The organism is Bacteroides sp. L008, assembly GCF_040812255.1.
GTDB lineage: Bacteria > Bacteroidota > Bacteroidia > Bacteroidales > Bacteroidaceae > Bacteroides > Bacteroides vicugnae.
On record NZ_JBFNXO010000002.1, the window covers coordinates 19,655 to 45,190 of the forward strand.

The 25,536-nt window shown below is 41.2% G+C and carries 12 protein-coding genes and 1 pseudogene; all 13 read left to right on the forward strand.

Features of this window, described 5'->3' with window-relative positions:
• Window positions 1-223: 223 nt before the first annotated feature.
• On the forward strand, window positions 224-1,951 hold the full coding sequence (locus tag AB3G73_RS19625) for a glycoside hydrolase family 43 protein (RefSeq protein WP_143867414.1): 1,728 nt from the start codon (window positions 224-226) through the stop codon (window positions 1,949-1,951).
• A gap of 67 nt (window positions 1,952-2,018) precedes the next feature.
• On the forward strand, window positions 2,019-3,959 hold the full coding sequence (locus tag AB3G73_RS19630; RefSeq protein ID WP_367745720.1) for a glycoside hydrolase family 97 catalytic domain-containing protein: 1,941 nt from the start codon (window positions 2,019-2,021) through the stop codon (window positions 3,957-3,959).
• A 17-nt stretch (window positions 3,960-3,976) separates the two neighbouring features.
• The gene (locus tag AB3G73_RS19635) at window positions 3,977-5,305 is read left to right on the forward strand and encodes a glycoside hydrolase family 43 protein (protein ID WP_217721821.1); all 1,329 of its coding nucleotides are present in this window, start codon (window positions 3,977-3,979) and stop codon (window positions 5,303-5,305) included.
• Window positions 5,306-5,355: 50 nt separating this feature from the next.
• Window positions 5,356-6,942: a glycoside hydrolase 43 family protein gene (locus AB3G73_RS19640; RefSeq protein WP_367745465.1), complete on the forward strand. Its 1,587-nt coding sequence runs from the start codon at window positions 5,356-5,358 to the stop codon at window positions 6,940-6,942.
• A 180-nt stretch (window positions 6,943-7,122) separates the two neighbouring features.
• Complete coding sequence (locus tag AB3G73_RS19645; RefSeq protein WP_217721825.1) at window positions 7,123-8,856, forward strand: glycoside hydrolase family 43 protein; 1,734 nt, start codon at window positions 7,123-7,125, stop codon at window positions 8,854-8,856.
• A gap of 120 nt (window positions 8,857-8,976) precedes the next feature.
• Complete coding sequence (locus tag AB3G73_RS19650; protein WP_259011327.1) at window positions 8,977-12,126, forward strand: TonB-dependent receptor; 3,150 nt, start codon at window positions 8,977-8,979, stop codon at window positions 12,124-12,126.
• Window positions 12,127-12,136: 10 nt separating this feature from the next.
• A complete protein-coding gene (locus AB3G73_RS19655; RefSeq protein WP_148364032.1) occupies window positions 12,137-14,137 on the forward strand; it encodes a RagB/SusD family nutrient uptake outer membrane protein in 2,001 nt (666 codons plus the stop codon).
• Window positions 14,138-14,179: 42 nt separating this feature from the next.
• On the forward strand, window positions 14,180-17,014 hold the full coding sequence (locus AB3G73_RS19660) for a SusC/RagA family TonB-linked outer membrane protein (RefSeq protein WP_367745466.1): 2,835 nt from the start codon (window positions 14,180-14,182) through the stop codon (window positions 17,012-17,014).
• Between the two features lie 33 nt (window positions 17,015-17,047).
• Window positions 17,048-18,835, forward strand: a complete 1,788-nt coding sequence (locus tag AB3G73_RS19665; RefSeq protein WP_367745467.1) for a RagB/SusD family nutrient uptake outer membrane protein — start codon at window positions 17,048-17,050, stop codon at window positions 18,833-18,835.
• 26 nt (window positions 18,836-18,861) lie between these two features.
• On the forward strand, window positions 18,862-19,920 hold the full coding sequence (locus AB3G73_RS19670) for a DUF5627 domain-containing protein (RefSeq protein ID WP_143867439.1): 1,059 nt from the start codon (window positions 18,862-18,864) through the stop codon (window positions 19,918-19,920).
• Between the two features lie 19 nt (window positions 19,921-19,939).
• The gene (locus AB3G73_RS19675) at window positions 19,940-22,138 is read left to right on the forward strand and encodes an endo-1,4-beta-xylanase (protein WP_320982875.1); all 2,199 of its coding nucleotides are present in this window, start codon (window positions 19,940-19,942) and stop codon (window positions 22,136-22,138) included.
• A gap of 115 nt (window positions 22,139-22,253) precedes the next feature.
• Window positions 22,254-23,579: pseudogene (locus tag AB3G73_RS19680) on the forward strand (glycoside hydrolase family 5 protein); the annotation flags it as partial.
• 33 nt (window positions 23,580-23,612) lie between these two features.
• The gene (locus AB3G73_RS19685) at window positions 23,613-25,529 is read left to right on the forward strand and encodes a sialate O-acetylesterase (protein ID WP_217721839.1); all 1,917 of its coding nucleotides are present in this window, start codon (window positions 23,613-23,615) and stop codon (window positions 25,527-25,529) included.
• The last annotated feature ends 7 nt before the right edge of the window (window positions 25,530-25,536 follow it).

Genomic DNA, 25,536 nt, shown 5'->3' on the forward strand with positions numbered 1-25,536 from the left:
GACAACTGTCCCTAGTTGTCTTTTCAATGTAACATTTCTCTTACCATTTTATGGATTTAAATGCTTGTGTAACACCAAGAAAGAAGAATGTTACATGTCTGTGATAAATGTAACCTCTATATAGAAGCCTGTATCGTGATTATTCAGATACGATGAAATCAAATCAATACATTTGCCATCACTACTATGGAACAGGAAATTATAGAAAATAAAAAGTGATAATATGAGAACATTAAAATTGATTTTGTCGGGCTGTCAATCCGTGGGCCTTGTCGTATTTATTATGCTGTTTTTTAATATGGAGGTGAGTGGCAAGGGTAAAATAACGAAAAATGCTCCTGTCTTTACGCAATTTATTTATCAGGGGGAGGATGCTATTTATCAAAACAATCCTTTAAAGCCGGGTGAGTTCTATAATCCTATTTTGCAGGGTTGCTATCCCGATCCGAGTATAACGCGGAAAGGGAATGATTATTATTTGGTGTGCTCATCTTTTGCCATGTTTCCCGGGGTACCTATTTTCCATTCTAATGATCTGGTCAACTGGAAACAAATCGGTCATGTGCTGGACAGAACGTCACAATTAAAGGTTGAAGATTGTGGTATTAGTGCTGGTGTATATGCTCCTGCTATAAGATATAATCCCAATAATGATACGTTTTATATGATAACCACTCAATTTTCCGGTGGCTTTGGAAATATGGTGGTAAAGACAAAGAATCCGGAGAATGGTTGGAGTGATCCGGTCAAACTTCAATTTGAAGGCATTGATCCTTCTCTTTTCTTTGATGATAATGGCAAGGCATACGTGGTGCATAATGATGCTCCTGCTAAAGCAAATGAATGTTACTCAGGACACCGTGTCATAAAAATATGGGATTATGATGTGGAGAATGATAAAGTGGTTCCGGGATCGGACCGGATCATTGTCAATGGTGGCATCAATATAGAAGAAAAGCCAATATGGATTGAAGCTCCTCATATCTATAAGAAAGATGGACGTTACTATTTGATGTGTGCGGAAGGTGGAACCGGAGGCTGGCATAGTGAAGTGATTTTTGTAAGTGATTATCCGAAAGGACCTTATCTTCCGGCAAGTAACAATCCGATTCTCACCCAGCGTTATTTTCCTGCAAACCGGGTGAATAAAGTAGACTGGGCTGGTCATGCAGACTTAGTGGAGGGACCGGATGGAAAATATTATGGTGTATTTTTGGGGATACGTCCCAATGAGAAGAATAGAGTGAATACCGGACGTGAAACTTTTATTCTTTCGGTGGACTGGAGCGGAACATTTCCTGTTTTTGAGAATGGGCTTATTCCTATGAAACCTACATTGAAGATGCCTTCAGGAGTAGAGAACCAAACAGGGCAAAATGGTTATTTGCCTAGTGGTAACTTTGTCTTTAAGGATGATTTCTCCGATAAGACATTGGATTTTAGATGGATCGGTCTTAGAGGTCCTCGTGAGGAATTCGTGGATATCACCGGTAAAGGTTTGCGAATCATTCCTTTTACCACAAATATCAATGAAGTGAAACCTACTTCTACCTTGTTCTACCGCCAGCAGCATAATCAATTTACAGCGGCAGCGACAATGGAGTACAAACCGAAAAATGAGAAAGATTTTGCCGGTGTAACATGTTATCAGAATGAAAGATATCACTACGTTTTCGGTATTACTAAAAAAGAAAAAGACTATTATCTGATACTGCAAAGAACCGAAAAAGGGCAAACAAGTGTTCTAGGCGAGGTGAAGATAGAGATAGAGAAACCTGTGACACTGCAAGTAACAGCCAATGGAGATGATTATCGTTTTAATTATTCGACTGATGGCAAAAGTTTTATAAATTTAGGAGGAACCGTTTCCGGTGATATTCTTTCTACTAATGTGGCTGGTGGCTTTACAGGAGCAATGATCGGCCTGTATGCAACATCTGTTGGTAATTAATTAGAAACCTTATCATTCTGTAATTATGAAAATACATCCTTTGAAGAATCTAAAAAATAGAAATATGATGAATTTTTTTATAGCAATGGCTATGTTATTGGTTAGTAGCGTTGCGAGTGCAGAAGATAAACAGATAGCAAGTCCTGATGGGAAGCTGGTGGTAACAGTTTCGGATAGAGATGGGAGACCCTCTTATTCTGTCAGTTATGACAATGTTCTCTTTTTAGGGCCATCTCCATTGGGGATTGTTGCAAATATCGGAGATTTTTCATCCGGGATGTCGCTAGAGAAAAATGTTTCAATAAACGAAATAGATGAAACCTATGAGCTACCTTCTATTAAACAGAGCAAGGTTCATTATGTGGCGAATGAAGCTGTATTTTTGTTTACACAACAAGGGAAAACAGTTTATGATGTTATATTCCGCATAAGTAATAATGATGTTGCTTTTAAATATAAGATGTATCCGCAAGGTGAGACACTAAATTGCGTGATTAGGAAGGAAGCCACAGGATTTGCGTTTCCTGACGGAACCACCACTTTCCTTTGTCCGCAAAGTAAACCGATGGGGGGATTTGCCCGTACTTCTCCAAGTTATGAGACGTCTTATACAGCAGATGATGTCGCAGGGAAAAATGGCTGGGGAGAAGGATATACATTTCCCTGTCTGTTCCGTAATGGAGATAACGGTTGGGTGCTTGTTTCCGAAACGGGAGTAAATGGCGGATATTGTGCGAGCCGTCTGTTGGGACAAAAAGGAGGAGTATATACCATTGGATTTCCGCAAGAAGGTGAAGCGAATGGGAATGGTACGGTTTCTCCGGGGATAGCATTACCGGGCGAGACGCCTTGGCGTACTATTACTTTAGGTAAGACTTTGGCTCCCATAGTGGAGACGACCGTTCCTTTTGATGTTGTAAAACCGCTTTATCCGGCAAAAGGAGAGTATACGTATGGCCGGGGTTCATGGAGCTGGATTATCGGTATGGATGGAAGTACTAATTACAAAGAGCAACTCCGGTATATTGATTTCTCGGCAGCGATGGGGTATCAATCTGTGTTGGTCGATGCCTTGTGGGATAAACAAATTGGGCGTGATAAAATTGAAGAATTGGCTAAATATGGGAAGGACAAAGGGGTAGCTCTTTATTTGTGGTATAATTCGAATGGGTATTGGAATGATGCTCCGCAAACTCCGAGAGGTATTATGGATAATGCGATAGCCAGACGTAAGGAGATGAAATGGATGCAAAGCATTGGTATCCGCGGAATAAAAGTTGACTTTTTCGGAGGTGACAAGCAAATGACTATGCAGTTGTATGAGGATATCTTGGCGGATGCAAACGAGTACGGCCTTCTGGTTATTTTTCATGGATGTACTTTGCCTCGTGGTTGGGAACATATGTTTCCTAACTACGCATCGAGTGAAGCTGTGTTGGCTAGTGAAAATCTTCATTTCTCTCAAGGTAGCTGTGATCATGAGGCTTTTAATGCCACCCTGCATCCGTTTATCCGTAACACGGTAGGTAGCATGGATTTCGGAGGTAGTGCATTGAACAAATATTACAATGCGGATAATGCTCCACGAGGAAGTCGACGGGTGACATCAGATGTCTTTGCATTGGCTACGGCGGTTTTATTTCAAAGTCCGGTACAACATTTCGCTTTGGCACCGAATAATCTGACTGATGCTCCTGCGTGGGCAATTGATTTTATGAAAGAGGTCCCAACGACTTGGGATGAGGTACGTTTCATTGATGGTTATCCTGGCAAATACGTTATTCTTGCCCGTCGTCATGGAGACAAATGGTATATTGCCGGAGTAAATGCGCAGAAGGAAACACTGAAACTTAAAATTAATTTGCCGATGTTCTCCAATGGAGAAAAGGTGAGACTGTATGGTGATGATAAGGCATTGCAGGGTAGCGTAAAACAAATAGAAATAGGTAAGAAACAAGAATTGCAATTGGCCATTCCTTGCAATGGTGGAATATTAATAACCCAATAACTTTAAACTGATAGAATATGAAAAACTTGAATTTTTGGGGTGTATCACTCCTGTTGGTTATGATGGCTGTTTCGGGAACGGCACAAAATCCTATTATCCAGACAAAATATACCGCTGATCCGGCTCCAATGGTATATAATGATACCGTTTTTCTTTATACCACTCATGATGAGGATGATGCCGAAGGTTTCAAAATGCTGGACTGGCTGCTTTATACTTCTACAGACATGGTAAACTGGACGGATCATGGTGCAGTCGCTTCCTTGAAGAGTTTCAATTGGGTGAAGCGTGATAACGGTGCCTGGGCAGAGCAAGTCATCGAACGTAATGGTAAATTTTATATGTATTGCCCGATTCACGGTAATGGTATCGGCGTATTGGTATCCGACTCTCCTTACGGTCCTTTCAAAGACCCTTTGAATAAACCGTTAGTATGGCAAAAAGAGCATTGGGATGATATCGACCCTACCGTATTTATTGATGATGACGGGCAAGCCTATATGTATTGGGGCAATCCAAATGTCTATTACGTGAAACTGAATGAGGATATGGTTTCTTATTCGGGAGAAATCGTAAAACTGGCTGATAAGCCGGAACATTATCAGGAAGGACCTTGGACGTATAAGCGGAACGGACATTATTATATGGCTTTTGCTTCAACTTGTTGCCCGGAAGGTATTGGCTATGCCATGAGTGACAAGGCTACCGGTCCATGGGTTACAGAAGGATATATCATGCGTCCTACGGAAAGAACCAGAGGCAATCACCCCGGAATTATTGATTATAAGGGGGACTCGTATGTGTTTGGCCTAAATTATGATTTGCTTCATCTGGAGACTTTCGATCATAAAGAGCGGCGTTCGGTATCTGTTGCAAAAATGCATTATAATCCGGATGGGACAATTCAGGAAGTCCCCTATTGGCAGGATACAAAACTGGAGCAAATCGGGACCTTTAATCCTTATCGCAGAGTGGAGGCTGAAACGATGGCTTGGGGGTATGGGTTGAAGACCGGGAATTTAGAGAATGGAGGTTTATATGTGACAGATATTGACAATGATGAATACTTGTGTGTGCGAGGTGTTGATTTTGGAGCAAAAGGGGCGAAGAAGTTTAGTGTCAGCGCTGCCTGCATTGAAAAAGGAGGAAATATTGAGATTCGTTTGGACGGTGTTGACGGACAGATAGTTGGTAATATCAGCATATCTTCTACAGGAGGAATGGATATCTATAAACTGATGTCATGCAAGATAAAGAATGCCAAAAGGGTGCATGATCTTTATTTTTGTTTTAAGGGAGAGAAAGGGAAGAAACTTTTCAATTTGGATTATTGGGAATTTAAATAGTTCCAATACACAGCAATTGTTTTTTAATTTTATATATCAAGAATATGGTCATGAGAAAACTGTTTGTTTTGTTTTTGTTACTACTATCCGGGATAATGGGATATGCAAGTGATACATTTCGTAATCCGGTTATTTATGCGGACGTTCCTGATATGTCTGTGATTAGGGTAGGTGATGATTTTTATATGATCAGTACTACAATGCATCTGATGCCCGGAGCGCCTGTCATGAAATCAAAAGATCTTGTAAATTGGGAAATTGTAGGTTATGTATTTGATAAACTGACGGATACTCCGAATTATGACCTGAAAGACGGTACTGTCTATGGACGGGGACAATGGGCGTCATCGATTCGTTATCATAATGGTAAGTTTTATGTATTCTTCTCCCCTAATGACAAGCCGCACAAAGGATATATTTATTCGACAACTGACCCGGGCGGTAAGTGGGAGTTGGTATCTCGTACACCGCATTTTCATGATGCATCTCTTTTCTTCGATGATGATGGTAAAGTGTATATTTTTTACGGGACAGGCTCTCTTGTTGAACTAAAGAGTGATCTTTCAGGAGTGCAACCCAATGGTGTCAATATGAAAATCTTCGAACGTGACGAGACGGAGAATGGACTGTTGGAGGGAAGCCAGGTGATAAAACATAATGGAAAGTATTATTTGTTGATGATTTCATGGCCGAGAAATGGAATCCGCAGAGAGGTATGTTATCGTGCTGATAATATAACCGGGCCATATAAAAAGAACGTGATTTTAGAAGATGCTTTTGATACGTATGGAGGAGTGGGACAAGGGAATATTGTTGATACACCGGACGGTCGTTGGTATGGCATGATATTTCAAGACCGTAACGGAGTGGGACGTGTTCCTACCTTGATGCCATGTCGTTGGGTAGACGGTTGGCCGATGCTGGGGGATGAAAATGGACATGTACCTTTGGTGATGGAGAAGCCGATTCAAGGCTATCCGGAAATCCCTTTGGTGGTAAGTGATGATTTTGATGTCTCCAAGTTAAAGCTTAACTGGCAGTGGAACCATAATCCGATGAACGATTTCTGGTCCTTGAGTGAACGTCCCGGTTACTTGCGGCTTAAGACGGATCGGATAGTCGATAATTTGTATGCTGCTCCCAATACCATCACACAGCGTATGGAAGGACCTGCGTGTAGTGGAACTATTTCTATGGATATATCCCACATGAAAGATGGGGATGTCGCCGGATTTAGTGCATTTAACGGGGATTCGGGGTTATTGTCTATAATAATGGATGGAAATAAGAAATATCTCACAATGAGTACGAATGTTGTAGAATTGAATGATTCTGACAAAGCGATTCTGAAAGTTGACGCTGTTGAGGAAGAGCGGATAGGCTTGGATCAGAATATGATTTATCTGCGTATTGACTGTGATTTTAGTCAGCATCGTGATTTGGCTACTTTCTATTATAGTTTGGATAATCGCAAATGGATAAAGGTCGGACAGGATTTCAAAATGAAGTTTGATTTTACCAAGTTTTTTATGGGAACAAAGTTTGCCATATTCAATTATGCTACGAAAACGAAAGGTGGATATGTGGATATTGATTTCTTTCATTATAAAAAAAAAAGTAGAAATGTAATATATTGATAATCAGTGTGATTGTTTTACTGTGCTACAAGGGAAAAGATAGATGTAACATTGAAAATGAAGATGTTATTTTGGAAAAGAAGCCCGTAACATAATTATGTCTGTAGTTTTATGAGCTGGGATATCTTTGCAGAAAAGGATAGTAATTCATATTTGATTATAAAGAAAATAAGAAGTATTATGAAGAATACACAGGTTATGCAATCAATGTCAATCGTTTGGCTCTCCATATTTATGTTAGGGATAACAATGATGTCATGTAACTCAAAGAAAGAACAACAATTACCGACTATTGGAAAATCTGTGGCTCTCTTTGATTATTTTTCCTATAAAGGAAATGATGATTTTTATATTTCCAATCCTCTGTCAGGTGAAGATTATTTTTATAATCCTATTTTGCCGGGATGGTATTCCGATCCTAGTGTTTGCACAAATGGAGAAGGTGATTATTTCCTGGTAACATCTACATTCACCTATTTTCCCGGTGTTCCTATTTTTCACAGCAAGGACTTGGTGAATTGGAAACAGATAGGACATGTGTTGAATCGTGCTTCGCAATTAGTGAAGATGGAAGGACAGAAAGTGAGTGGCGGTATTTTTGCTCCGGCTATTTCTTATAATCCGTATAACAAGACATATTATATGGTAACAACCAATGTCGGAGCCGGGAATTTCTTTGTTAAGACGCAAGACCCGTTTGGTGAATGGTCGGAACCCGTCATGTTGCCGGAGGTCGGAGGTATTGATCCTTCTTTCTTTTTTGATGAAGATGGTAAGGCATATATTGTTAATAATGATGAGGCTCCGGATAATAAACCTGAATATAGCGGACACCGTACTATACGCATACAAGAGTTTGATGTGAAGGCGGATAAGACGATCGGTCCCCGTAAAATTCTTGTAAACAAAGGAGCTCAACCGGCAGATAAACCAATTTGGATAGAAGGCCCTCATTTATATAAAATAAATGGAAAGTATTTCTTGATGTCCGCCGAAGGTGGAACGGGGAACTGGCATTCGGAAGTGATTTTCCGTGGTGATTCTCCGATGGGTAAATTTCTTCCATGGAAAAACAATCCGATTCTGACGCAAAGACATTTGAATTCTGACCGTCCTAATTCGGTAACCTGTGCTGGTCATGCAGACTTGATTCAAACAAAAGAGGGAGATTGGTGGGCTGTTTTTCTGGCTTGTCGCCCTATTAATAATCAGTTTGAGAATTTGGGACGTGAAACATTTATGATGCCGGTGAAATGGAGTGAAGACGGATTCCCGTACATGACACAAGGCGATGATTTAGTACCTATGATTGTAAAACGTGAAGGTGCGAAACGCGATACGACAGTTACTTATGGTAATTTCGAGTTAATAGAGAACTTTGATTCTCCTGTACTTGATATGCCATGGATGACTTTAAGAACTTCTGCATCCGATCTATATTCTTTGTCGGAAACACCCGGATATTTGACCTTGAAGTGTGCGGATATTAGCGCTACGGAGAAGAAGACTCCGGCATTTGTCTGCCGTCGGTTGCAACATCATAAATTTGAATGTGCTACCCGTATGTTGTTCAATCCTTCTGACGACAAGGAAATGGCAGGAATGCTGTTGTTTAAAGATGAGACGCATCAATATTTCTTCTGCTTGAATAAAGTGGGTGAGAATAAAAATATTTCTCTGAAACAAATTGGTGAAAAGGAACAGACATTGGCTTCAGATGAAATAGACGCAAATACAAATGAAGTATATTTGAAATTAGTATCTCAAGGAATTGGTTACGATTTCTATTATTCTATTGATGGTGAAAAAAGCTGGAAACTGCTTTGTAAAGATGTAGATTCCAGTTATCTCTCTACTACAACGGCTGGTGGATTTACTGGTACTACAATCGGATTATACGCTACTTGCAAATAATTATTTTTTTTATATAAATCTAATACTAGTAACTATGAGTGGTATTTATAATGACGGCTAGTGCAATTAAAAAAAGAATGATGATTAGAAAACAATGTGGTTAATTAACATCTTAAACTAATGGTAATGAAAAATGTAACGAAGAAAATTCAAAAGATTCCTTATTTGTTTCTCCTTATGTTGTTTAGTTTTGTAACAGCACAAGCACAAAAAGAAATGACGGTGAGAGGAACAGTTCTTGACAGTAATGGTGAGACGATTATTGGGGCCTCAGTAGTTTTAAAGGGTAATAATTCAATAGGTACGATTTCAGATATAGATGGAAATTTTGTATTGACCGTACCCAATGAGAAGTCTACCCTTATTGTTTCGTATGTAGGAATGAAGCCACAGGAAGTAAAAGTGGTTTCCAAAGGTCTTATTAAAGTGGTGTTGGAAGATGATACTAAACAACTGGAAGAAGTCGTAGTTGTAGGTTACGGACAACAGAAGAAAGCGAGTGTGGTAGGTGCTATCACGCAGACCACTGGAAAAGTATTGGAACGGGCGGCTGGCATTTCTGATATTGGTGCGGCGTTAACCGGTAACCTGCCGGGGGTTATAACGACTCAAAGCTCCGGTATGCCGGGTGAGGAAGAACCGAAAATCACAATACGTGGGACTAGTTCATGGAATAATAGTGACCCGTTGGTACTGGTGGATGGCATAGAACGTCCGATGAGCAGTGTGGATATTGCTTCTGTACAATCTATTTCTGTCTTGAAGGATGCTTCTGCAACTGCTGTTTATGGTGTGAAAGGTGCAAATGGTGTCATTTTAGTAACGACCAAACGCGGAACTGAGGGAGCTGCCCAAATAAACATTGCAGCCAATGCCACGATGAAGATACCTTCTAAACTTCCTAACAAGTTGGATTCTTATGATGCTTTGATGGCGCGTAATATGGCTATTGAGCATGAGTTGAGCTTGTATCCGGATTCATGGTCGTACATAAAGCCGCAGGCAATAATTAATAAGTATCGTAATCCGGCAAATTTGGAAGAAGCGGAACGCTATCCGAATGTGGACTGGCAGGATGTATTGTTCAAAGACTATGCGATGTCCTACAATGCAAATGTGAATGTCAGCGGTGGTACTCGATTTGTAAAATATTTCGCTTCTGTCGATTATGTGCATGAGGGAGACTTGTTCGATGTATTTGATAATGGGCGTGATTATAATTCCGGTTATGGGTATGACAGAATTAATGTACGTAGTAATCTGGATTTCCAGATAACCAAGAGTACTGTTTTTAAGGTTAATGTAGCAGGCTCTAATGGATACAAGAAAACTCCTTATAATAATTCCAATTATGATAGTTCGGCCGACTGGTCGATTGCCCAGCAGTGGGCGGGGGCGTATAATATTGCTCCGGATGTATTCCTTCCGAAATATTCGGATGGTTCGTGGGGATATTATCCGAATATCTCGAATGTTACCAACTCTGCAGAAAATGTGTCATTGGGAGGTACGATGACTACCACTACTACACAGATAACAACTGACTTTGCATTGGAGCAGGATTTGAGCTTTATAACGAAAGGATTGAGTGCAAGAGCTATGGTTTCTTGGGATAATACTTTTGTAGAATGGAAGCGCGGTATCAATGACCTATATAACGACGCACAACATAAATGGATTAATCCGGATACAGGTGAGGTCAGTTATAAAAAGTCGTATGACAACAATACTGGTTTTGATTTTATGCAGGGTGTAATGTGGAATACGGAAGGTGGTGAAGTCAAGAATTGGGCGACACAGCGTAATCTTAATTATCAGGCACAATTAAATTGGGCCCGTAGTTTTGGAAAGCATAATGTTACCCTTATGGGATTGTTCAGTCGTCAGGAAACGGCTACAGGAAGTGAAATTCCTCACTATCGTGAAGACTGGGCATTCCGTACTACTTATAATTGGTCGGATCGGTATTTTATTGAATATAATGGTGCTTATAATGGTTCCGAGAAGTTCAGCAAAGAAAATCGTTTTGCGTTTTTTAATTCCGGTGCTATCGGATGGATGGTTAGTGAAGAACCGTTTATGAAATTCTTGAAAGAACGCAGAATTTTGGATATGTTGAAAATTCGTGCTTCTTACGGTGAAATTGGTGATGATAATGTAAAAACACGTTGGTTGTATATGAACCAATGGGCTTACGGCGGAACCTCGTCTTTGGATGTAGATCGTGGTGAAAGCCCATATACTTGGTATCGTGAATCAGCAGTAGGTAATTCTGATGTGCATTGGGAGAAAGTAAAGAAATTGAATTTTGGTATTGATTACTCGTTTTTGGATGGCTTGTTTGCAGGTAGCGTGGAAGTCTTTCGTGATAAACGTACTGATATTCTGGTGGGTGGAAGCGATCGGGCTATTCCTTCTTATTTTGGTACTACAGCAGTTACCGCTAACTTAGGTAAGGTTAGAACCAAAGGTTATGAGTTGGAACTTCGTATCAACAAGACATTTTCCAATAGGATGCGCGTTTGGGCTAATATGAGCATGACCCATGCGGAAAATAAGATACTTGAAAAAGACGATGCTCCATTGTTGGCTGGGTATCAAAAGGTGGCTGGTTATGCCATTGGTCAGAATAAGGCATATATTGATAATGGATATTTGAATTCTTATGACGATGTGATTGGTAGCCCGCAGCATGATACAAACAATTCACAACGTCTTCCCGGAGACTATTATATCGTCGATTTCAATGGTGATGGCGTAGTCGACAGCAAGGACCAAGCTCCTTACGGTTACTCTGATACTCCACAGAACACATATAATGCTACTCTTGGCTTTGAGTGGAAGGGATTCAGCGCTTTTGTACAGTTCTATGGTGTAAATAATGTGACTCGTGTCGTTCAGTTGACCAGTTTCGGCAGTCAGATGAATACGGTGTACGACCAGGGTAGTTGGTGGTCTGAGGCTGGCGATGCGGCCGATGTTGTAACTCCGCGCTGGTTGTCAAAGGTGAGCGGTTACAGTAATGGTACGCAATACTATTATGACGGTTCTTACATTCGTCTGAAAAATGCAGAGATAGCCTATACCTTTACAGATGGATGGGTGCGAAAACTCGGGGTGAAAAATTTGAAGATTTACTTAAATGGAAACAACTTATGGGTATGGTCTAAGATGCCGGACGACCGTGAATCGAATTATGCAGGTTCGGGCAATCAAGGGGCGTATCCTACGGTGAAACGTTTCAACTTAGGTGTTAAATTTACATTATAATCAAAGTACTATGAGAAAAATATATAGAACTCTTTTATGCGGTAGCTTATTGCTCTTCTCGTTGGGATTTTCATCTTGTGAGGACTATCTGGACAAGGAAGCTGACTCTACCGTGTCTGAAGAAGAAGCATTTAAGAACTTTAGGAATTTTCAGGGGTTTATCGAGGAAATATACAACTGTATTCCTGATAAGGAGAAGAACAATTATACTACTTCCTGGAACTGGGGAGATGATGAAATATTCAACCCGGAAGGTGACAGCCACATGACGCATCAGGTCGATTTGGGTAACTTCCGTGCATGGTCTACCAATAATCAATGCTGGCTCTATCGTACCGGCAGTGATCCTACGGCTACTTATCATCCGAACAGTGACGGCAATGCTAAGTTTAAACATTCACTGTGGCCACATGCATGGTATTGTATACGTAAGGCTAACATTGGCATCGCTAATCTAGAAAGGTTAACGGAAGCTACGGATGAGGAGAAAAACCTGATTGCCGGTCAACTTTATTTTTTCCGTGCATGGTGGCACTTTGAAATGATGCAATATTTTGGCGGATTGCCCTATATTGATACAGTCTTATCTGCTACAGAGAAAATGTCTTTGCCACGTCTGAGTTATCAGGAATGTGCGGATAAAGCGGCAGCCGATTTCCGTATGGCAGCGGATTTGCTTCCTATTAATTGGGATAACACAACTGTTGGCAAACAAACCGCGGGTAAGAATGATTTGCGTATCAACAAGATTATGGCATTAGGCTATCTGGGCAAGAATTATCTTTGGGCTGCCAGTCCTTTGATGGAGCATGGTGCGCAGCTAGGTGGAAGCAATACTTACAATTACAATACAGAATATGCAAAAAAAGCTGCAGAGGCATTCGGAGAGTTACTGACACTTGTCGAAAGCGGGCAGACGCAATATGCATTGGCGCAGTTTGATTATAGTGATATTTACAATCATACCAAATCGGCATCTGCTTCTGATAGTTATTCTGAAATATTCTATACTACTGGTCAGAACTGGAAAATGCCGGGTACTACAGAAGCTATTTTCCGTGGTCCGTCCGAAGACTTCAACGGTAGTAACTGGAATATGACCAAATTGTGGGGACCTAAAATTTATGGTTTGGTTGAACATGATAATATCATTCACCAGCCTACCGCCAACTATGTGAATTTGTATGGTATGGAGAACGGTTTGCCATTGAGTGAAGATGAAACAAAATCCGGTTTTAGAAAGAATTTTCCATTTAGAAATCGTGATGCCCGTTTTTATCATGACATAGTTTTTGACGGATTCCATTATGTCAATGCAGCTATTCCTGAAGCAGACAAGGAATTCTTGCGCTATTGCACCCTGTATACGGGTGGAGCTATGAGAGCCGTGGCCAATGCCAGCCGTACCGGCTATTTCATCCAGAAATTAGTACCGCATCAGGCTAATAAATATGATGGGCTCTATAATTGGTCAGGTAACCTGCATACATACTTACCTTACATGCGTTTGGCGGATATTTATCTGATGTACGCTGAGGCTTGTGCGGCAGTAGATGGTGCTGCAGGTAAATCTACGAATTTTGGTAAAACGGCCGAAGATGCGATCAATACTTTGCGTAAACGTGCGGGAGTAGGCCCTGTTGGTGGAGGAGAGCCGGGTGATGAAAAAGGTACTCTTTGTCCGGAATATATTTCCAATTCCCGGAAATTTATGGATGAAGTTCGTCGTGAACGTGCTGTCGAGTTGTCTTTCGAAGGTTTCCGCTTTAACGATTTGCAGCGTTGGTTGCTGCTGACCGAAGAACCCTATATTATTAAGACTTCACAAGAATTCGAACGTGTAGAGAATGAAGACTTTTATAAGAATAATGATCCGGCAGAGGCAGAAGTGAGAAACTTCCGTGAGGTGACTATTTTGAAACGGGTATTTGGAACGAAGCATTACTGGTTCCCCTTATTGGATAATGACGTGTATCTGTATGCTGAATTCCCGCAGAATCCGGGATGGTAATTCCTTATGGTTACTGAATGTATAATTATAAATGAATAAACAATGAAACATATATATAGAAGATTCATTCTCAGTGCAGTGCTTGTTTTTCCGGTTGTTATTTCTACCGGTGCACAAGAGTTGGCAGGGGATAATGCAAGTTCGCTGCAAAACGATTCGTTGGTGCAGGTAGCTTTCCGAAAGGTTTCTCAGAGCAATTTATTAGGAGGTGTCTCAGTAGTAAATGTAGAGGAATTGACGAAGAAAAATTACAATACATGGAGCTTGACCGATATGCAGGGATATGTCGGTGGTTACAATGGAAACTCATTGTGGGGAATGGATGAAAAGCTGATATTGGTGGACGGGGTACCTCGCAATATTGATTATATTTCTCCTACGGAAATCAGCCAAATAACCTTTTTGAAAGGTGCGCAAGCTGTGGTGCTCTATGGTAGTCGTGCGGCTAAAGGAGTAATTATGATTACAACCAAAAGAGGTAAGAGTACGGACCTTCAAGTAGATGTACGTGCTAATACAGGGTTTTATGTCGCAAAGAGTTACCCCGAATATTTAGGTTCGGCCGAATACATGACTCTTTATAATGAAGCACGTGCCAATGACGGGCTCGGTACTCTCTATAGCGCGGAAGATATTTACCATTATGGATCCGGTGAGAATCCTTATCGTTATGCTAATGTGAATATGTATTCGTCGGACTATATCAAGAAGGTATATAATCGTTCGGATGTTACAGCCGAAATTTCGGGTGGCAATCATCGTGCCCATTTTTATACGAATATAAATTATCTTCGTTCCAATGACGTTTTCAAAATCGGTGAAGCGAAGCATAATGGGACCAATGGTTTAAATATTCGCGGTAACGTAGATTTGACATTGAATGACTTTATTACAGCTTATGTGAATGCTAAAGTATCTTTCTATTCACGTCGTAGTGCCAATGGCTCTTATTATTGGAGTGCGGCATCTACATTGCGTCCCAATCGTATTTCTCCGTTGATTCCGTTGAGCTATATTGATGCAAATGCAGCCAGTGCATGGGATTTGGTGGCGAATAGCAATAATATAGTTGATGGAAAATACTTTTTGGCCGGAACACAATCTGATATGACAAATGTATTTGGCGATTATTATGCTTCAGGTTATAGCAAAGCAACAGATCGTTCGTTCCAGTTTGATGCGGGAGTGAACATTGGTTTGGACAAGGTGTTGAAAGGACTCTCTTTTCATACTCGGTTTTCTGTAGATTACTCTACTGCTTATATCACTTCTTATAATAACAGCTATGCCACATATGCTCCTACCTGGTCTAATAATGGGGGGAAAGATATTATTGTCGGTTTGACAAAATACAATGAGGATAAGAAGTCTGGTGTGCAGAATATCAGCGGCAGTTCGGATAACCAGACTGTTTTATTCTCCGGTCAGTTCGATTACGAGAACACTTTTAATGATGATCATCATTTGGCTGCCATGTTAATAGCCTCCGGTTATCAACAAAGTTATTCAGGAGAATATCATAAGACAAGCAATGTAAATTTGGGCATGCAGTTGGGATATAACTTCCGCAATAAATATTATGCCGATTTTGGTGGGGCTGTTATACATTCTGCAAAGTTGGCTCCGGGACATCGTAATGCTTTCTCACCTTCTTTGACATTGGGCTGGAGATTATCCAACGAGAGCTTTCTGGAAAAATCTCCGGTAGTGGACGAACTGATGTTGAGTGTGTCTGGCAGTATCTTGAATACGGATTTGGGAATTGACAACTATTATATGTATGATGGTTATTACAACCAATCGGACGGTGCATGGTGGGGATGGCGCGAGAGTGTATCACTACACTCTACTAACTCTAAACAAGGGGCGAATGAAGACTTAAGCTTTATCAAGCGTAAAGAGCTTTCTGTTAATCTGAAAACTTCTTTATGGAACCGGATGATAACAGCGGATGCATCTTTCTTTGTTAATTCAATCGAAGGTAAAATCGTGACTTCTACTACTCAGTATCCGGAGTATTTCTTCACTTATTACCCGACCGCTTCGTTTCGTCCGTACATCAACTACGATAATGACCGTCGCATGGGATTTGATTTCAACGTAAACTACAACAAACGTTTCGGTAAGGTTGATTTTACAGCGGGCGTTACCGGAACTTACTATACAACGAAAGCTACCAAGCGGGATGAATTGCATCAGGATAAATACCAATACCGTAAAGGATATGCTGTTGACGGTATTTGGGGATTACAGTGCATCGGATTCTTCAAGGATGAGCAGGACATCATAGATTCTCCTGAACAGCGTCTTGGCGGTACAATAAGACCGGGTGATTTGAAATATGTAGATCAGAATAATGACGGTATAATTGATGATAAAGATCAGGTTTATCTGGCTCGTGGCGGTTGGTATGGAGCTCCCTTGGCGTTGGGTATAAACTTGACTGCTAAATGGAAAGGATTAACTTTCTTTGTATTGGGTACAGGTGAGTTTGGCGGACATGCCATGAAAAACAACGAGTCTTATTATTGGATATCCGGTGAAGATAAATACTCGGCAGTAGTCCGGGGGCGTTGGACTCCGGAAACGGCAGCAACAGCTACTTATCCGCGTTTGACTACAGAAAGTGGAACTAATAACTTTTATTCTTCCGACTTCTGGATGTATAAGACGGATGCTTTCCGTCTGGCAAAAGTACAGGTCACGTATGATCTACCTTCCAAGTGGTTTAAGAATAGTTTTGTTCATGGAGTATCCGCATATATCAGCGGTTCTGATTTACTCACAATATCCAAGGAACGCAAGGCGCTGGAATTGAATGTTGGCTCCAGCCCGCAATGCCGCTTCTATAATTTAGGTGTGACTGCAACTTTCTAATACAGATTATTTCAATAATTAAAGAACGAAATTATGAAAAATATATTCAAATTATTGGCTTTCTTACCTCTGCTGACTGCTTGTGACGATTTGTTTGAACCGGCACTGGAGAACAACAGAGATCTTGAAGCTATGCATAAAGAGCCGAGCTATGCGCAGGGTATACTTGCGAACGCTTATATTATACTCCCTTACGAAACTTCACCTACAAGTGACTTGGCTACGGATGATGCTGTGACTAATGAGATTTCCAGTAACTATCTGCGAATGGCTACAGGTTCCTGGACTGCCAATAATAATCCGGTTTCCCAATGGCAGAATCGTTTCAACGCTATCCTGTATATCAATCTTTTTTTAGAGAATGTGGATAAGGTAGAATGGGCTAAAGACGAACGTATCTCTACTATGTTTCTTGATCGTTTGAAAGGAGAGGCTTATGGGTTGCGTGCACTGCATATGTATTATTTGTTACGTGCACATGGTGGTAAGATTGTGGACGGCACATTGATGGGAGTACCTATTATTTTGAAATCAGAAGGACCGGATGCGGATTTTAATCATGCTCGTGCCACTTATTCCGATTGCGTGAAGCAAATAATGGAAGATGCCGGTAAGGCTATCGAATTATTGCCGCTCGATTATAAGAAATTTGCAGATAGTGAGATACCGGAAAAATATAGAAACATCGGTGTGACGAATGCGAGTGATTATCGGCGTGTTTGTGGTGAAGAATATAGAGGGTTGATGAGCGGACGGATTGCATTGGCAGTCCGTGCACAAACGGCTCTGTTAGCTGCCAGTCCGGCATTTCAAAGCGGGTCGGGAATGACTTGGGAACAAGCTGCCGATTATGCTGCTGAAATTATAGAGAAAGCTAACGGTGGCGGCGGCTGCGGGCTGGATGCAGATGGATTGGAGTGGTATACACTTGCGGATAAAGATTATGGAACGGGCGGCAGTCCCGCCGAGGTTATCTGGCGTAGTAGTACAGATGATAATAATACATTGGAAACAGCTAACTTTCCTCCATCACTTTACGGAAACGGTCGTGTCAATCCTACCCAGAATCTGGTGGATGCCTTTCCTATGGCGAATGGTTACCCTATTTCTGAAACATCAGGCAATTACAATGCAGAAAACCCGTATGATAACCGTGATCCGCGTTTGGCAAAATACATCGTTTACAATGGTAGCAAGCAAGGTCCTAGTGATACGGAAATTATTACAGGGACTTACGGTACGAATACGGACGTTGTGAATAAGGAAAGCGGAAAGTCTACTCGTACAGGTTATTACTTGCGGAAACTATTGCGTAAAGAGTGTAACCCTAATTCACAGTATAATACAAAGAAGAAGCATTATACGGCACGTATCCGTTATACAGAGATGTTTCTGATTTATGCGGAGGCGGCTAATGAGGCTTGGGGACCACAGAATAATCATGGACATCTTTTTAGTGCTTATGATGTAATCAAAGCCATTCGTACGCGTGCCGGTTTAGGTCTGGATAATGGAGATGCTTATTTGGAGAGCATAAAGGATAATAAAGACAAGATGCGTGAACTAATCCGTAATGAACGCCGTATCGAACTTTGTTTTGAGAATTTCCGTTTCTGGGATTTACGTCGCTGGAATGTTGATTTGACCAAACTGAATGAAACTGCTCTTGGGGTGGAAATAAGCAAGAGCGGTTCTATAATGAGCTACTCTCCGCTTACGGTAGAGAAAAGAAAGTATGAGGAGTATATGATTTACGGGCCAATACCTTTTGCTGAAGTAATGAAGTGGAGCAATCTGGAACAGAATGCCGGTTGGAAATAATTGTAAAATAATAAATAATGAAGCATATGAAATTAATTAAATTAATATTTGCCATGTCAGTTGGAGTTTTTGTTTCATGGACGATGACATCCTGTGAAAATCAAGATAATGAATTTCCTGATTATGAGGGCGGCACTTCAGTCTATTTTGCAACCCAGTATCCGGTGAGAACGTTGGTTATGGGTGAAGATGAGTATGATACGACGTTGGACAACGCTCATAAATGTAAGATTAATGCTACTATGGGCGGTGTTTATGCTAATAAGAAGGATATCACGATAGATATTGAAGTAGACAATACATTGTGTGATAACCTTTATTACTCGTACACTTCTACATCTGAGAATGTGCCGGTAAAAGCTATGCCTTCCAATTACTATACATTATCCGATGATAAGATCACTCTGAAGAATGTATTGATGGATGGTGTGGAAGTCTCATTTACTGATGCTTTCTTTGCTGATCCCGAAGCGCTGACCGCTACCTATGTCATACCTTTGGTAATGACAGGTGTGACTAATGCTGACCGTATTTTGAATGGTACTTTGTCCGAAGGAGCAGAAGCCGTCAGATGTAATTCGTCAGTGTGGTTGGTGCAACCACAGGATTATGTACTTTATTGTGTGAAATACATCAATAAATGGACTGGTAAGTATCTGCGTCATGGCGTGGACAAAGTGACAGAAAACGGGACAACTACCGAGAATGATCGTCATAACGAGTATGTAGAAGATGATGAAATATGTCAGACTGTAACAAAATCCTTGACTGAAACCATTCTTACAGTTACTACCAATTTGGGGACAACGGACAATCCGCGTAATATCAGTTATAAGTTACTGCTGGCTTTTAATGGCGATGAATGTGTGGTTTCCGGGTTGGACGGCGTTACGGCTACTGGTACAGGTAAGTTTGTTCAAGACGGTGAGAAGAATAGTTGGGGCAATAAAGATCGTGATGCCATTTATTTGAAGTATACTGTGGATTTCAGTAATGGATTAAAGTTTGAAACAGAAGATACATTGGTTGCGCATAGTCGTGGTGTGGCAAGAGAAGATTTTACGCCGGTCTATGTGAAGAATTAATCGTTAAATCTAGAAGAATATGAAATACTATAATAGAATTTTACTGCTTGCTATGGTTGTCGGAATAACTGTATCTTGTGCGGATGCGCTTTTTGCGGACTACAAGACGGAGAAACCGGAGAGTCTGAAAAAGTATGAGTACTTGAACGAATATGGTGATTTGAAAACATATATTGATCGTATCTCCCATCCCGACTTCAAGTTGGGAACGGGAGTCACGGTGAGTGACTTCTTGAAGCAAGATTTGGTTTATACTTTGACTGTCAATAACTATGACGACGTGACGGCTGGTAATGCCATGAAATATAGCTCCTGTGTAGATGCCAAAGGAAATATGGATTTCGGTACAGTCAAGAAGTTTGTGAAAACTGCTAAAGAAACGGGAATCAGTATTTACGGGCATACGCTCTGTTGGCATTCACAGCAGCAAAATGCTTATTTGAATGGGCTGATTGCTGATAAAGAACCGGAACCGATTCCTGGAAGTTCAGAAATCGCACTTCATATAAAAACCTCGAAGCCTCAAGCGAATGTATGGGATTGGGAATTGTATTATGATTTAGATGAATCATTAATAGCAAATCAAGAATATACCATAAGTGTGCGGATGAAGGCTTCTTCGGCTATAACCTTTCCGTTCTGGCCCGGGAAGAAAGATGGATCTGACACTCAATATGGTGCAGGGACTTTTTCAGCGGGTGAGCAATGGTCAACTAACACATTCACGTTTACGCCTTCTGCTGATATAGATAGGTTACGATTCTGTTTCGGTTTGTTTGGCGGTGATTTGTATTTTGATGATTTAACATTGACTGCCGCGGGCTCTGATAGAAATTTGATTATAAACTCTACTTTCGAAGAAAGCAAAGATTTGTCCCGATGGAGCAAAGCGAGTTGGATTGATTTTACCTATGGTATAGAGGAGGTTCAGGAAAGTGGATCCGTGTTAACTAATGTATATATATTAGAGGATGACTTTTCAAGTGGAACAGCTATGATGGGGTGGGGAAATAATTCGACTCGGCAGGTGATTGACGGAGTACATCAAATGACAAATTCGTCGGAAGTAAATCCTTGGGAAGCACAGGCTGGCTATGATTTTTCAGCTCCTTTGACAGAAGGGACTACCTATTTCTTAAAGATGAAGATTAAAGGCAGTGTAGCAGGTAGTATTGGGGCGGCCTTTCAAAAACCGGACGGATTTGCCGGGCGTGGTGACTTCCCTTCTATACCAATTACAACAGAATGGGAAGAGGTTACTGTATTTACCAACTGCACGGGAGATGCGGCTACTCGTATTCTTTTTAATTATGGGAAGTATGTCGGTACCATCTATATTGATGATTTGTCTATATATTGGCAGAAATCGGGTAATACGATTCCTCTGACTCCGGAAGAGAAAGAAGAAATCCTAACGAACGAATTGGAGCGTTGGATTAAAGGTATGTTGGAATCTTGCGGTGGTTATGTTAAGGCATGGGATGTCGTGAATGAACCTATTTCCGGAAAAGATTCGGATGGGGATGGCTATTACGATCTTCAGTCAGCTTCTCAAACAGATGATAATGGTGTCTCCGGTGAGAACTTCTATTGGCAGGATTATTTGGGTGATGATTACGCCCGTATTCCGATTAAGTTTGCGCGTAAGTATTTTGCGGAGTTCGGTGGTAATCCTGATGAGTTGAAGCTTTTTATTAACGACTATAATCTGGAATCCGACTGGGATCAGAATAAGAAGTTAAAGAGCTTGATACATTGGATCGAACGTTGGGAGTCTGACGGGGAAACAAAGGTGGACGGTATCGGTACTCAAATGCATGTGTCTTACTATATGAATCCTGCTACTCAGGCTAGTAAGGAAAACGCCATTATCAATATGTTTACCCTGTTAGCTTCTACCAGTAAGCTCATAAAGATCACAGAATTGGATATGGGGATTGTCGATGCAACCGGTGAAACGATACTGACAGAGAATCTGACAGACGAAATGCAGCAGAATATGTCTGATTTCTATCAGTTTATTATTGAGAAATACTTTGAGATTATTCCAGTGGCACAGCAATATGGCATCACTCATTGGAGTCCGACAGACAGCCCTTCTGAAAACTCCTTCTGGAGAAAAGGACAACCAATTGGTCTGTGGGATTTGAATTACAATCGCAAACCTGTCTATGTTGGTTTCCTTGAAGGTTTGAAAAATGGTACTGCCAGTAAATAAATGAGATAGAGAACTATCATGTAGTTTATGCTGATTTAGATTAGGCACGCTCGTCCGGATAGCGGAGTCTCTCGATAGAGCTCCGCTATTATTTTAAATAGATGTAATTAAATAGATTGATGAAATTATGAAAAGAATAATAGGTATATTAACTTTGTCTTGTCTGCTGTTTTCTGCTTGTGGCAAGGATGAAATTCCGCAAGAGGAAAATGAAAAGAAAACAGAAGAAACAACAGTCGGTGATGATACCGGTGGTGATAAATCGGATGATGATCCTGATTCTCCGAAACTGGTTGTTTCTTTACATGTAGAGGGACGTTATCTGAAAAATGAACAAGGGAAAATTGTCAACTTGCATGGATTTACGCAGACCTATAGTCCCTATTTTAATAACAACGCATGGAGTAATTATGATGTAAGCAGTTGCCTTAGCTATAACAAAAGTATGGTGGATAAAATACTGGCTGCCGGATGGAAATTTAACTTTGTACGTCTGCATATGGATCCTTATTGGAGTGATGATACTACGCTGCCTTATGTACGTTATGAAGGACATGAACGTTTTTCGGAAACACGTTTCAAGAAGTACCTGAAAGAGTTGTTTGTCCCGATGGCGGAATATTTTATTTCTAAAGGGATGTATGTGGTGATGCGCCCGCCGGGAGTTTGTCCACATGCAGGTGATACTGAAGATAACAGGTATCTAGGTATAGAGTTGGGAGATTCTTATCAGGAGTTTCTACTGAAAGTGTGGGACATTGTATCGCAGAATGCTGTTGTGAAGAATAATCCTGGGATTATGTTCGAGTTGGCTAATGAACCCGTTCATATAAAAGGTGCAGACGGTATATATGGAGGAGACGGTGATGCTTGCTTCATTAATATGCAAAAGTATTTTCAGGCGATTGTTGATAAAATACGTGGAAATGCTTGTAACAATATCATTTGGGTACCCGGATTGGGCTGGCAATCTCAGTATAGTGGCTATAAAGACCATCGTATAGAAGGAGAAAATATAGGTTTTGCCGTACACTGTTATCCGGGCTGGTATGGAAGTGATGCCGAACAGGACAGTGGTGAAGGAAATGGATCCTCTATAGGAGGGGGATATGAACCTTTCCAACGTGGTTGGGACAAGCAAGTAGGTCCGGTAGCTAGTTTTGCTCCTGTCATGGTGACTGAGATAGACTGGGCACCGAAGAAATATGATGCAACATGGGGGAAAAGTATTACGGGAGTGGCGAAAGGCGGAGGTTTTGGAGCTAATTTCAAATACATAGCCGATCAATCCGGCAATGTTTCCTGGCTGTTCTTTACTACAAAGTCTCATGAACTGGCTGCTTTTAGGGATGTAGCGGGTGAACCGGGAAACTATACTTTTTTGAATGACCCGGAAGCGTGCCCGTGGGCTATTTATCACTGGTTTAAAGAGTATGCTGAAATGGATGAATAATAATATCAATTTTGTTACAAAATGAAAAATATTATTTTATTGAGCTGTATGTTATGTGCAAGCATATTTGCCTTTGCACAAGACCCTAATTTCCATATTTACCTTTGTTTAGGACAATCCAATATGGAAGGGAATGCAAAGATTGAAGCGCAGGATACGTGCAATGTCAATGAACGTTTTCTGATGATGGCGGCTGTTGACTGTCCGTCTTTGGGACGTGTCAAAGGACAGTGGTATAAGGCTATTCCTCCGTTAGTACGTTGCCATACAGGGTTAACACCGACCGATTATTTCGGGCGTACGTTGGTGAAAAGGTTGCCTGATAATATTAAGGTAGGTGTTATCAATGTAGCTGTAGGTGGTTGCAGGATTGAACTGTTTGATGAGGAGAATTGCGAAGAACATATTGCCTCTCAACCGGAATGGCTGAGAATTACCGTGAAAGCATACGGTAATAATCCTTATCGTAGACTAAAGGAATTGGCTGTAGAAGCACAGAAAGCTGGGGTGATTAAAGGTATTTTGTTGCATCAAGGCGAGTCTAATACCGGTGATAAAGAGTGGCCTCAAAAAGTAAAGAGAGTCTATGAGAATCTGTTGAGGGATTTGAATCTTCAGGCAAAGGATGTTCCCTTACTGGCGGGAGAAGTAGTGCATGCCGACCAGAATGGCAGATGTGCAAGCATGAATGAGATAATCAATACGCTGCCACAGGTGATTCAGAATGCGTACGTGATTCCTTCTTCAGGCTGTCCTGCCGCAGAAGATAATTTGCATTTCACGGCAGAAGGATACAGAAAATTGGGAGTGCGGTATGCCGAGAAACGACTCCTTTTGTTAGAGAAAGAACCAAACTCCGGGATTACTACCCAACCGGCGTCCACTAATATTCCGGGATATGACTATCCTCGGGTGGATAAAGAGGGGCGTGCTCATTTTCGTTTCTATGCTCCGCAGGCTAGCAAGCTACAAGTGGATTGTTGCGGAAAGAAGTATGATATGTGGAAAGATACCGGAGGACTCTGGACGGTAACGACCGACCCTCTACCTGTAGGATTCCATTATTATTTCCTGATAGCAGACGGAGTGTCGGTAACAGATCCTTCCAGTTATACGTTCTTCGGTTGTTGCCGTGTGGCAAGTGGTATCGAAATCTCTGAAGGTGAAGAGGGGGAGTATTATCGTCCTCAACAAGTACCTCACGGACAAGTTCGTTCCTGTACGTATTATTCGGAAACACAAAAAGAGTTTCGTCGGTGTATGGTATATACGCCGGCAGAGTATGAAACTCATCCGAAGAAGCGTTATCCGGTACTATATTTGCAGCATGGTATGGGAGAAGATGAAACCGGCTGGGGCACACAAGGACGTATGAATCACATTATGGATAATTTGATTGCATCTGGCAAGTGTGTGCCGATGTTGGTAGTGATGGATAGCGGAGATGTGGAAGCTCCGTTCCGGCCGCGTCCCGGAAAGGATATAAACGAAGAGCGGGCTCTGTATGGCGCAACTTTTTATGATGTTATCCTGAAAGACTTGATACCTATGATAGACCGTACGTTCCGCACCAAGACCGACCACGAACATCGTGCAATGGCAGGATTGTCGTGGGGAGGACACCAGACTTTCAATACTACACTGCCCCACCTTGACAAGTTCTCTTATATAGGGAGTTTTAGCGGAGCAATTTTCGGACTGGACATGAAAACTTGTTTTAACGGAGTATTTTCTGATGCGGACGGATTCAATAAAAGAGTGAATTATTTCTTTCTTGGTTGTGGTACGGAAGAACAAATGGGAACAAAGAAAATGGTAGAATCACTCCGTGAATTGGGAATCAAAGTGGATTATTATGAATCGAAAGGTACGGGACATGAATGGTTGACTTGGAGACGTTGCCTGAAAGAGTTTCTTCCAAATCTGTTTAAACATTAAATAATAC